The following is a 13,200-nucleotide window of genomic DNA, read 5'->3' on the forward strand; positions in this document are numbered from 1 at the left end:
TTACTATTTGGGAAACGCTTGTAAAAGTCCTCGATTGATAGGCTTTTAAATTTATCTTCCATGACGTAATAAGTTTTTGTTATTATAATTGAATAATCGCTTATCCTTTAAATAACTAATTATATCTCCGTCCTTCTAGTTCCTCAATAGTTTCTATATCAATCGACAATCGATGAAGTTGAGAGCTTTTATTAAAGTTATTACCCAAGGTCTATTCGTCAAGACTTTATGCTTTTGTCATACTTTAATCTTGTAAATAATACTGCATTAGGAAAAATACCTCCTCACTTTGGCAATGATAATTTGTAAAACCATTTACTTCATCATATTGGATCTATAGGTCTTCGTCATATTGTCTGGAATGCAGATAATATAATCAGCCTTGCCTAAGTGGTCTTTGTCCAATTTGCTAATATCCTGCTGACTGACGGAGGATATGGTCTTCATTTTTAAATTTGGTGCAGATAATTGAATATAATAAAGTATTCCTTCTCGAAAATCTGAATGATATGATCCATTGATGTGATAAAACAATTCACCTTGCCGATGATTCTGTAGAATAAAATAAGCCATTGTAGCATCTTTAATGGCTTGGGCCTTGGGAAGATTGTCCCCTCCATGTCCTCCCATCATTGATTTCATTTTTACATAACTCGGTAATTCAGGGTCGTATGCAATCGGTAAAGGGGGAAGAAAAGTCAATTCCTTTTCACTCAAGGAATTTAATACGGAAAAACCACCCTTGTAAACTTGATTGGCATATCTCCGAGGACTATTGGTCGCTACGACGGGAATTTGATGATCCATAGCAAACTTGACCAGTGGATCGTAATCGGTGTCGTAATTCGACCATAAATCTGTAACGGCATTGAATTCTTGAAACGAAACCTCACCCGATGTGTATTTGTCCACCGCTTCTTGCTGATCTGATTCAAACATCTCCAATCCCAAACTCAGTTTTCTTTTGTCATTTAAATCGGTAAAAACTTCCAACTCTAGCCAGTGGGCTATGGGATTGTCGTGATATTCTCCAAAAAATACAATATCAGCTCCTGTCAATTTCTTAATCATCTTGCGGTATGATGTTTTTTTGCCTTTGTTATTGTAGATGATATAGCTTGGATTTTTACTTTGACTATACAGGTTTACCGTCCATATGGTCAACATTATGATGAGGATGTGTCGGAACATTTTCTTTGTTTTTTATAAAAGTATAGGTTTTTTATGAATCATCTTGATTCAAATTTCCTTTTTTAGCTTTGATGTCATATTAAAAAAATCGTTTATTATGCATTTACAGCTGGCATTCAATGATAACTATGATCAGAATATCAACCAAGCGGGTTTTAATATGTTGTATTCTAAAGTTGAGGACAAAGAGATCGATTAAACTTGAACACAATCCGTCATACCTAATTGTATTTTCGGGGTTAGGTTGTTTTGATTGGAAGAAATTTCGGACAAATCATGTGATATAGCGACTAATACCTAGTGGACAATAAATTTACTTGTATTTTTGTCGCGGAAATGAAAAGTTGATTTAAAATCATAAATTTAATTTATCAATTCATTGACTATTAACCTGTCAAAACACAGTGATTTCGAAAAGTTTTACAAATTGCATTTTGTAAATATGGTCAAGTACTGTCTGGTGAGAACAGAATCACAGTCTGTAGCAGAAGAAATTGTCCAAGAATCGTTTGTGAAGTTGTGGGAAAATAGACAAAAATCCATTCAGCAACCGCAGTCCTATCTTTTTATGATAGTGAGAAACAATCTCGCTAATTATTATCGCAATCACCAACTGCAACAAACTACTTCCATTGAGCAAGCTTATTCTTTGACAGAAAAAAATTCGGATCAAGAAAATAATTTGCCCGACCCTTCACTTAAAATAGCCATAGAAGAACTACCTGAAAAATGTAAACACATCGTGGTAATGAGTTATTATGAAGGATTGACCAAAAGTGAAATAGCCCAATATCTGGGTATTTCTTCAGAGACGGTAAAAAAGCAAAGAACAATAGGTCTTCGAAAATTAAGAGAGAAATTGAGATTAATGAAAAAAAAATAATTTCTCTTTTTACCCCCCTTTCCTTTTTTTCTCGTCTTTAAAAAGACAAGACTAAATAAGGAATGAATAATAGGGAAGAAGAAAATATAGATCAGCGTATAGATCGTTGGCTATCGGGACATCAATCAGCTGAAGATCGACAAGAGTTGGAGTCGTGGTTGTCTGAATCGCCAGAAAATAAAGAACTACTAGAAGCTTTAGAGGAGGATATTGAAAAAAAGCAATCGCTATATCGTGACATCGATGTAGATGCAGCTTTTTCAGATTTTCAAAATCGCCTTCCAAGGAAGAAACCAGTTTTATTGCATTATTGGAGAGCTATAGCCGCTAGTGTTTTGGTGGTCGTTAGTGGAATGGGCTACTATTTTTACTCCCAGCCCAGTGATATCGTTTGGACTACAACCGATGAAGCAAAGACCTTGACCTTGCCCGATCAATCAATAGTAGAATTGAATAAATACAGTGAATTGAGTTATTCCACTGATTTTAATCAAAATAACAGATCTGTAAAATTAACAGGAGAAGGATTTTTTCAAGTGACACCGAATAAGGATTTACCTTTTGAAATCCAAACCTCTATTGGGGAAACAAAGGTTGTTGGAACTGCCTTTAATCTTCAGGCCTATCCACAGTTAAAAGAAGAGCAACTCTACGTGAGGGAAGGTAAGGTTCAGTACACAGGGCATGGAATTAGAGGTTCATTAAATCCCATATTGTTGACACCAAAGCAAGGGCTTGTGTTTCATAGTACCGACACGGTCTATACCAGGATGACAGACGATGCCTATGCCACACTTTGGGCAAAAATCTTTGATTTTGATCGAACCACCTTGAAAGAGATAGTCGCCGCATTGGAAAAAGCTTATTCTACAGTAATTAATATAGATCAGCCCGGCATAGAAAAATGTCGATTTACAGGTTCGTTTCAAGATAAAGAGCTGGCCGAAATATTAAAGGTCATATCTGTTACCCTGGATTTGAAATATGCCGAAGAACGAAATATTATAAGTATCACCGGAAAAGGATGTCAATAATGAAAAATATATACAGCCTAATTATACTCATCATTCTCTGTCCCTTATTCCTATTCGGACAGAATATATTGAAAACCACAGTCACGAATTTGAGTTTTGAAAATTCGCCATTGGATCAGGTCATCGAAACCCTAGAGCATCGGTATAAAATTCAATTCGCATACAATCCCGACGCCATTCAATTGGATCAATTAATATCCCAGAAATTCGACGAAGTTCCATTAAGTTCAGTTCTAGACTATATTTTTGATACCGTGGACTTGTCCGTAACACTACGAGGTGAGCAAATCATCATCAAACCCAAAGCAAAAACCGCCAACAAAGTAACTGTAGAGACAAAAAAAATTGAGGCGATAACCGTTTCAGGTACAGTATTGTCTAAAGAGGATGGATTGCCCCTCATCGGTGTAAATATTAAAATTAAAAATACCAGTCAAGGTGCATTAACTGATTTTGATGGCAAATTTTCACTGACTGCTAATTTGCCAGAAATAACCTTGGTCTTTAGTTATATCGGTAAAATTCCACAAGAACGGACGTTTAAGGCGAGTGAAGAGGTAGAAATTCGAATGGAAGACAATGCGGTTCAATTGAAGGGACTCGTGGTGACTGGTTATGGAACGACAGCTAAAAAAGAAGATTTAATTGGTAGTGCAGACCATGTGACTACTGAACAGTTGGAAATGAAACCAGTGGGACGGGTAGACGCTCTATTGGATGGTATTGTTCCTGGATTACAGTTTGAAGTGCAAAGTGATGATGCTTCGAGTGCCAGACCGCGATACCAGACGAGAATAAGAGGTGAAGCTTCTTTTTCTGCTTCGAATGAACCGTTGTGGATCGTAGATGGAGTACCTATTTATACGGGTAATAAAACCAATTTGATTCCCGGTATGCAGACATCTATTAGTCCATTGTCCTACCTCAATCCCAAAGACATAGAAAGTATGACTGTGCTAAAAGATGCCGCCGCAACCTCCATTTACGGGGCCAATGGAGCCAACGGGGTTATTTTGATTACCACTAAGAAAGGCAGCTATAACAAAGAAACCATTCAATTTAGCACTAGACACGGCTTAAATAGACCATCAGAAAATCATTTTCAAGTATTGGATGCCGATCAATATAGAGAATTGGCATTGGAAGCCTATATCAATTCGGGCAGGGATTTGGCTGATTATCCCTTTGGCAACGAAAACGATGATGCCAATACCGACTGGTATGATTTGTATTTTCAAAATGGATTAAATAGTCAGTACGATTTAAGTTTTTCTGGGGGTAATGACAGAACTAACTATTACGTGTCAGGAGGGTATTATCGTTCAGAAGGAACTATAATTCAGAATTTAACCAACCGTTATTCTGCCAGAATTAATCTAAATCAAAAGTTGGGAGAAAAGGTTAAGGTGGATTTTAGATTTGGAATGTCATACAACGACAACAATTTGTTTACACCTAATTACGATTATTTTGAGACCAGACCCAATATTGATCCCTACAATGCCGATGGCACCTTTGCTCTGTACGACGATGTTACTGGGTTGAAATTTTTTAATAAATTGGCAGAAGCCTATCAAAATGACGATCATCAGACCACATTTGCTACTACTGGAAACATCGCATTGACTTATAATATCATGGAGGGTTTGACTTTTACCTCTCAAAATGGTATCGACAATCTCGGTTCTACAGAAGATCAGTATGATTCTCGCAACAATTGGTCTGGCCGTGATTTGAGTGGGACGCCTGTAGGATATGCTTATCGAGCCCAAAACAATATCCTTAAATGGATATCAATCAATCGATTAAATTTTGTGAGAGAATGGGGGCGGAATCGATGGGATGTATTGGTCGGTACAGAAGCTACAGATCAAATTAGACGCAGTGTCTCAGGATCAGGATCTAACTTTGCCAACGACTACATTCGAGAAATTTCATACTCCCCTTCAGAAACCCAAAGAGCTTCTAGTAGCCGAGAAGAAGAATCCGCTTTTTCATATTTTGGTCGGGTAGTCTATAATTATGATAGTCGATATGGATTGTCTGTCAGTTATAGACGCGATGGAAATTCTCGTTTTGGTGACGATGTTCGTTATGCCAACTTCTTTTCTACCGGGGCATCGTGGAAGATACACAATGAAAAGTTTTGGAAGAGTGATTATATTGATTTCTTGTCTTTAAAAACTTCCATAGGGACCAATGGAAATTCTAGAATCGGCTTGTATGATTTCAAAGGCCTCTATAGTTTTTCAGACGGATATGCCTACAATCAACAACCGGGAACCATTATTACTACAGGTGCCAATCCCGATTTTAGTTGGGAAACAACACTGATGTTTAATACCGGAATTGAAATAGGATTGTGGGATAAAATTGACCTTTCCTTGGAGTATTACAACAACACGACAAGGGATTTAATCGACAATGTAGATGTGTCGAGAACTACCGGAGATACTCGGATTTTACGAAATATAGGTAGGGTGAGAAATAGTGGGGTAGAAGCTACTATTAACACTATTAATATAGAAACTGAAGATTTTAAGTGGACTACTTCTTTTAATATAGCACATAATGCAAATAAAATATTGGAGCTGTATAATAACAATGACAAAGTTTTGGACAAGACCATTCGTAGAGTGGGTGAAGATTCTAGGACATTATACTTAATTCGATGGGCAGGTGTAGATCCACGAGATGGAGCGCCGCTGTGGTATGATGCGGGAGGAAATATTACCAGAGAGTTTAGTACGGACAATAGAGTTGCTGTGGGTACAACGAATCCTACTTTCTTTGGAGGAATGACGAATCAATTGTCTTATAAGAATTTGAATCTTCGATTTCTAGTAAATTATACCTATAAAGGGTATGCCTTTAGCAGTCTTCGAAGAAATGCCGAATCAGATGGTCTATATATATTGTCTCAGAATGATTCAAAAAATTTACTGGATCGATGGCAGAATCCAGGAGATCTAGCACTCGTACCCAAATTGATCTATGGGATTACTCAATCGGGAAGTAGAAATTCAACCCGTTATATACACGACAAAACCCATCTGCGCTTGCAAAACATTAGTTTGGGCTATAACATCAAGGGACCCAAACTCCAGAAGTGGGCCATAGACAGGATCAACGCCTATATCCAGATGGATAATGTGGGGATTTGGACGCCTTACAACGATGCCAAAGACAGAAATACGTATAGAAACTCATTTTCACCCTATCCTATAGAACAGACTTATTCTGTAGGTATTGATGTTACATTTTAATGATTATCCAGATGAAAAAAATATTCAGTAGTATAATTATCCTAGGTTTTTTGTTTAGCTGTAACGATTTCTTACAAAAGGAGCCCGTTGGGCGAATATCAAAGGATCAATTATTTGTAGATATGGATGGTATTCGAGCTGCTATGGCTGGCGCCTATAATCGAACATCTTATTACTACGCTAGAGAAACATTACTTTACCCCGATATCGCAGGCGATCAATTGGTGATGAAGACGGTGGGATCTGGTCCAGATCAAGATTTGATTTTGTGGAATGAACACAATTTTCAAAGTTTGTCCGATGACGAAACTGGTGCTGTGGGTCATATTTGGCTCAATATCTATGAGGCATTGGCCAATATCAATAATATTTTGGAGGCCATTCCAGAATTGAGGGTTTTAGAGCCAGATTTTCAATCGGAGCTATCTGATATTGAGGCTCAAGCGTATTTTTTACGAGGTTTGGCACATTTTCACTTGTGCAATACCTATGCACAGACCTATAGTTTTTCTTCTGGGGCCGATCATCTAGGCATACCCATTGTTACCGAAACTCCGGGAGCCGATGCCAATTTGTCTCGATCAACGGTAAATCAAGTGTATCAGCAAATCATAAATGATCTAAATCGATCGATTGAATTGCAATACAATACCGTCAATCCCTATTATGCTTCCACCGCAGCTTGTGAGGCCTTGTTGTCCCGAATTTATTTGTATATGGAAGATTGGGAGGAGTCGGTAGCATTTGCGGAAAGAGTATTGGCCAAGAATCAGTATTCTTTGGTAGATAGTGCGGACTACCTAGATATGTTTATAACCAATGAGGAGAGCCCAGAAATTATTTTTCAACTTTACAATCGCAGTTTGGGAGCGGGTACCTTGAGCTCTGTCTATTCTATTTCCACTTTTCAAGCATATGCCTCAGAAAGTTTTTATGAAGAATTCGACAGTGCCGATGTTAGAAAAACAGTGTTTGGCAACAATAATGGACAGCATTATTCTCTAAAATATGCCAAGGATGACAACATCAATCAAGAAGATTGGCCGATGAATCCCATCGTAGTTCGATTGGCCGAAGTTTATTTAAACTATGCTGAGGCTGCATGGCAGATGACAGATTATTCTAAAGCAAGGGAAGTTTTAGCGCTTATTAAACAAAGAGCCAATCCATCTTGGGTAAATAACCTCAATGTATTAACTGTGGGTGAATTGCTCAAAGAAATATATGACGAACGCAGTAAAGAATTGTGTTTTGAAGGACATCGGCTCTTGGATATTGCCCGTCGTCACGAGTCCATAGATCGGGGGAGTAATTGCAATTCAAGCATCTGTACTTTAACCTATCCCAACGATAGATTTATTTTACCTATTCCACAAAAAGAACTAGATGCCAATGTAAATATGGAACCCAATCCCGGCATTAACTAACAAAGAAATACTATGAAAAATATACTTTTTTTAGCCTTTATTATTTCATTGACGTGGACCTTAAGCAGTTGCAATAAGGAGGAATACGAGGTCTTCGACCAAGCTTTTTTTCATATACACAGCAATAATCAGGATACTTTGCAGATCCGGTTTAATCGAAGAGATACGGTGGAATACAATGTGTATTTGAGTTCAAAACTACAATTTGATCCCATTCAAGTAAACTGGAATTTTTCTGTTGAAAATCTTCAGGAAAATGTTGACTTTAAGATCTTAAATACGGATAGGACTCTGGTATTTAATCCAGGTATTTTTGAAATGCCCATTCGCATTGCATGGCTGGAAAACCCTGTGGATGAATCCAAAGTTAGCAGTCTTACTTTAATCATTGAGTCAAATTCAGCGAATATTCCCATCGGTTTGCCAGGTCCAGATAAGAATCAACAATCCATGACTATATTAAAAGTTAAGTAAAATAATCAGACACCAACAAGGTCGTAATTGAAGTTTATATTAAAGTACAATGATGAATTATAAATATATATTTTTTTCCCTTTTTCTTTTAATTAGCCCATTTGTACAGGGACAAATCTTAGAAGCTGATTCTAATTTATTAAGTGGTCGTCTCGACAATGGTTTGCAATATTACATATATCCTCATGGTTATCCAGAGGATTTGGTGACCTTGCGTTTGTACATTCAAGCTGGGAGTATTTTAGAGAAAGAAAATCAGTTGGGATTGGCCCATTTTGTTGAACACATGGCATTTAATGGGACGAAGAATTTTGAAAAAAATGAGTTGATTACTTATTTGGAATCCAAGGGAGTGACTTTTGGCAGTGATTTAAATGCACACACTTCCTTTGATGAAACGGTGTACAAATTGCAGATTCCAGCCTATGATTCCACAGCCATCGATACTGCCATGATGATATTGGCAGACTGGGCTCATAATATAACTTTTGATAGTCTAGAAATAGAGAAGGAAAGGGGAGTAGTGATTGAAGAATGGCGATCGGGGCAAGGGCCAGGATCTAGGATGCGGCAAGCTTATTTACCTAGGATGTTGAATTATTCCCGATATGCAGAGCGATTGCCCATTGGAGATACTGCGATAATCAAGAATTTTGTCAAACGAGATTTGGTATCGTTTTACGAGGATTGGTATCAGCCTCAATTGATGGCTGTGGCTGTAACCGGAGATATTTCGGCCAATTATACCATGAAAAAAATAAAAGAGAATTTTGGAGACCTTAAAAATAAAAAGGATTTACCGAGACTTTACTATCCTATACCTCCAAGTGTTGAAGACGACTTAATAATAGTAACTGACGCTGAGGCCGTAAATGTTGATTTTAGTTTGTATAATATTACTAATACCTCGAATGTTATCCGGACTGAAAACGATTATCTACAATTTTTAACCGCTCAAGTATATAATCGATTAAATCAGAATCGATTTAACGATGTAGAGGATACCACGACATTGTTTCGATCTGCAGATTTAGGATTTAAAGGGCTATTTGAACATTCGAGCGGTTTAATGGGGGGAGTGTCGTTGTATGGAGACAAAATAGAAGAAGGCATTCGAGGGTATTTGACAGAGGTGGAAAGAATTCATCGATATGGATTTACAACTTCGGAAATCGATATTATTAGAAAAAATTTGCTGTTACAGTTTAAATCTTCTTTCGAAAATCAAAGTAAGTCTTCTTCAGCTACTTATTTAAATGATATCAAATCCCTATATTTCAAGGGATATCAAATGGTAAGTAAAAAGGAAGAATATCGGTTGGCTAAAAAATACCTGCCTTTGATCGATTCCACCAGATTGATGGATTATCTACGGCAATTGCCGCTCAATCGATACAATACCTATATGATTACTGGTCCAGATTCACTTCGCGCCGATATGCCGACGAAAAATGAAGTATTGGAGTGGGTGTCAGCTATTCAGTCCTCTGATCTTCATCCCCCATTGAATAAAACTATGGAATCGGATCGGTTATTGAATTCTGAAATCATGGCAGGTCAAATCACGAGGGAAGTGATAGATACGACCATTGATATTGAAATATTGACTTTGGACAATGGAGCTCGAGTGATATTGAAGCCCACTGAATTGGACAACAATCAAGTTCTATTGTCGGGATTTAGGAATGGAGGCTTGATGGCTTTGGATTCTACAAAGTATTTAACTTCTCTTTTTGTTAAGTCCATAGTGGCAGCCAGTGGATATGGCGATTTTTCAAGGGATGGATTGAGTCAGTATTTAGCGGGTTCTTCAGCTTCGGCGATTTTTGTTATGGCAAAAAATAGAAATGGTATCGCTGGAAATGCGAAGTCGGAAGAATTGGAGCAAATGCTTGAATTGATGTATTTAAAATGGCATTATCCACGATTGGATACTTCATTGATAGAGAATATATTAAATAAGACCATTGAATCGGTTGAAAATTCAAAAAAATCACCGAGTTATCCCTTTAGTATTGCATTGAATCAAAGGATAGCTGGTCACAACTATACTACAGAACCGCTGAGTGAGCAACGCATTGTGGATGAATTCAAAGCCGAAGATGTAACCTCACTTTATCACCAGTCTTTTGGGACAGCGGACGGATTTACTTTTATCCTAGTAGGAAATTTTGATGCAAAAGAAGTTAAACCCTTGATAGAAACCTATATCGGAGGCATTAAAGGTGAAAAATGGGAAGATCCGGGTTTATCTGTGGTGATACCCGCTATAGAAAAAACGGATTCGTTGATCATGTATGCCGGAGAAGCCGACAAGAGTAGGGTCAACATATTTTTTCAGAATAGTGAATTTGATTATTCTTCAGAATGGAGTTTAAAATTGGAGATGTTGGAAGAAGTACTCAAAGTGAAATTGAGAGAGAATTTACGTGAAGACAATGGAGGGGTATATGGTGTTGGTGTTTCGGCATCGTCAGCGGTATCGCCTTCACCTTTGTATCGGATTCGGATAGCCTTTGGTTGTAGTCCCGAAAACACGCCTTTACTCGTAGACCAAGTATGGAAGGAAATCGATGCCATATCAAATGATGCAGATTATTTTGCCGTGGAAGTAGAAAATATCAAAACCCAGATGATGGAACGTCATCGCAAAAGAATAGAAAAAAATTCCTATTGGACCAGTGTAATTAGAGATCACTATTATCAGAAACTGGACAACTGGGATTTAATTACACAGTATTCTAATTTGTTGGACTCGATTACGGCATCAGATATTAGAATCATGTGTCAACAATTATTAGTCAATCAACCGTACTTCAAAGCGGTTCTTTATCCAGAAACATTTGTAAACCAATAAATATATTTTATGTCAATTATTAAAAGATTATTATTACTACCTCTCGTCCTAATGGTTCTTTTTTCTTGTGAAAAGGACGATGTGCTTAGTGACGCTAAAGACTTTACAAGTTATACTCTCACTGCAAGTCAGAATGCTGGAATAGATACCGATGTCGTCGGTCAAATTTCAGGGACAACGATCTCTATTAAGATCCCTAATTCTGCCAATATAACTTCCCTAATACCTAGTTTTGAGACTTCGGGGATCAAAAATATTGTGCGTATCAATGGAACGGTTCAAGTTAGTGGACAGACTACGGTTGATTTTTCATCACCAGTTACCTATACCATAGTGGCTGAGGATGGTTCTGAAAAGACCTATACCGTTCAGGCTTCAAGAAATGCAGCTATTACAGGTTTTGGTTTTTATGCAGCCGACAATCCTTCGGTTTTGTTTAAGGATTATGTAGCTACTGTAACCGGAACCGATATTTCAGTTGATTTACCAGTGGACGCTGACCGCAGTCAATTGGTTGCTCAATTTACCACTACCACCGGTGCAACGGTTGCTGTTGATGGAGCGGCCCAGGAGAGTGGAGTGACTGCCAATGATTTTTCTTCAGCACTTACCTATACAGTATCTGACAACGATGGATCTGATGATTTCACTGTTGTCGTAGGTGATTTAAGTGCTCCTGAGTGGTCTATCATTGGAGCTCAAGGTTTTATTGAAGAGTTTACCGATGTATTGAGCATGGCTATTAATCCAGTAACTCATTTACCATACTTGGCATACCAACGCGATGGTTCTATCGGCGGAGAAAGTATACCTAGTGCAGAGGAAAAATTGTCTGTTGTTAAATACGAAGACGGAAATTGGAGCTATTTAGGTAGTGAAACGGGAGTAACTGAGGGTAAAGTAGATTATGTGTCTATGGCCTTTAATTCAGCGGGAGAACCTAATGTGGCCTACACCGATTATAATGCTGACCGAAAGGTGTCGGTAATGAAATACAGTGGTGATAGCTGGTCGACAGTTGGAAGTGCTGGATTTACCGAAGGTAGATCAGATTATACCTCTCTCGGTATTACCAGTGATGATGCTTTATATGTAGCCATCTCGGATCGTTCAGGTGTAACTTTAGATTCAAGAGGCTTGAATATTTACCATGTACAAGGAAGTGATTGGACGACGGCTAATCCTCCAGCTGGTGCTCTGACTGGATATTCCCAATTCGACACATACGAAGATCAGCCATATTTGGTTTTTATGGATAGAGCAGGTGGATTGAATAGACCTTCAGTGTACACTTATACCAATAATGCATGGGAAGCTGTAGGTAGTCCTCAATTTGGAGCTACAGATGGAAATGGTTATTTAAAAGTAGAAATAGCTGTGAAAGATCACGATGAAATGTATGTAGCCTACCAGGAGTCCATCGATGGAGTGAGAAGCAACTATGTCATGAAATACGACGGTAGCGATTGGGCTCTAATAGGTGATCCAATTATGGTTGGTGCAGAAAGAGATAACTTTAATTTAGCCCTTCACCCCAATGGTACAGTTTATTTTGGTTATGTTGATGATTCAGGTTTGAATATTAGAACCTTTAATACCAACACGAACAATTGGAATGATGCCGTAAACTTATCTGCAGAGGAAACTGAGGATTTTGATATTCAAGTATCAGATATTGGTATTCCATATGTGGCCGCAGTTATTGGCGACGATGACAAAACAGTGGTTTGGGAATACGATATTCCATAGTGGAAGATAAATAGATTAAAATTTTTAACACGTCTGTAAATCAATGATTTATAGACGTGTTTTTCTTGATAGGTGACTGTTTTTAAAAGAAAATAATGGAAGTTAAGGAGTAGATTGCAAAATATTTAATGAAGGTTTAATATTGATCTATGAAATTGCTAAATTGTCAATATTTTTGGTGTTTTGTTATTAATATTAAATATTTTATTACAAATGTTTGATATTTTGTCAAAGTTTAATATCTATTTTTATATATTTGCTAATGTAATCAGGAAGTTGGTTATTAATTATACTGTGAGGTGACGAAATTGGCAGCCGT

General features: G+C 37.6%; 8 protein-coding genes. 7 read left to right on the forward strand and 1 reads right to left on the reverse strand.

Features of this window, described 5'->3' with window-relative positions:
• Nucleotides 1-315: 315 nt before the first annotated feature.
• Nucleotides 316-1,191 carry a ChaN family lipoprotein gene (locus LVD51_RS18220; RefSeq protein WP_236972805.1) on the reverse strand — a complete coding sequence of 292 codons (876 nt, stop codon included), beginning with the start codon at nucleotides 1,189-1,191 and terminating at the stop codon, nucleotides 316-318.
• 379 nt (nucleotides 1,192-1,570) lie between these two features.
• Between LVD51_RS18220 and LVD51_RS18225 the strand changes: the two genes are divergently transcribed.
• The 7 genes from LVD51_RS18225 (at nucleotide 1,571) to LVD51_RS18255 (ending at nucleotide 12,881) form a co-directional block, all read left to right on the forward strand.
• Nucleotides 1,571-2,074 (forward strand): RNA polymerase sigma factor, encoded by a 504-nt coding sequence (locus LVD51_RS18225; protein ID WP_262912810.1) that lies wholly within the window; start codon nucleotides 1,571-1,573, stop codon nucleotides 2,072-2,074.
• A 62-nt stretch (nucleotides 2,075-2,136) separates the two neighbouring features.
• Nucleotides 2,137-3,108 carry a FecR family protein gene (locus tag LVD51_RS18230; RefSeq protein ID WP_236972807.1) on the forward strand — a complete coding sequence of 324 codons (972 nt, stop codon included), beginning with the start codon at nucleotides 2,137-2,139 and terminating at the stop codon, nucleotides 3,106-3,108.
• Complete coding sequence (locus LVD51_RS18235) at nucleotides 3,108-6,374, forward strand: SusC/RagA family TonB-linked outer membrane protein (protein ID WP_236972808.1); 3,267 nt, start codon at nucleotides 3,108-3,110, stop codon at nucleotides 6,372-6,374. The genes LVD51_RS18230 and LVD51_RS18235 overlap by 1 nt, the downstream gene beginning before the upstream one ends.
• 11 nt (nucleotides 6,375-6,385) lie before the next feature.
• Nucleotides 6,386-7,801, forward strand: coding sequence for a RagB/SusD family nutrient uptake outer membrane protein (locus LVD51_RS18240; protein ID WP_236972809.1), 1,416 nt, complete (start codon nucleotides 6,386-6,388; stop codon nucleotides 7,799-7,801).
• Nucleotides 7,802-7,813: 12 nt separating this feature from the next.
• Nucleotides 7,814-8,275 (forward strand): hypothetical protein, encoded by a 462-nt coding sequence (locus LVD51_RS18245; RefSeq protein ID WP_236972810.1) that lies wholly within the window; start codon nucleotides 7,814-7,816, stop codon nucleotides 8,273-8,275.
• Between the two features lie 49 nt (nucleotides 8,276-8,324).
• Complete coding sequence (locus tag LVD51_RS18250; protein WP_236972811.1) at nucleotides 8,325-11,132, forward strand: M16 family metallopeptidase; 2,808 nt, start codon at nucleotides 8,325-8,327, stop codon at nucleotides 11,130-11,132.
• A 9-nt stretch (nucleotides 11,133-11,141) separates the two neighbouring features.
• Nucleotides 11,142-12,881 (forward strand): NHL repeat-containing protein, encoded by a 1,740-nt coding sequence (locus LVD51_RS18255; RefSeq protein ID WP_236972812.1) that lies wholly within the window; start codon nucleotides 11,142-11,144, stop codon nucleotides 12,879-12,881.
• The last annotated feature ends 319 nt before the right edge of the window (nucleotides 12,882-13,200 follow it).

Source organism: Membranihabitans marinus (assembly GCF_021729155.1).
In the GTDB taxonomy this organism is placed as follows: Bacteria; Bacteroidota; Bacteroidia; order Chitinophagales; family Saprospiraceae; genus Membranihabitans; species Membranihabitans marinus.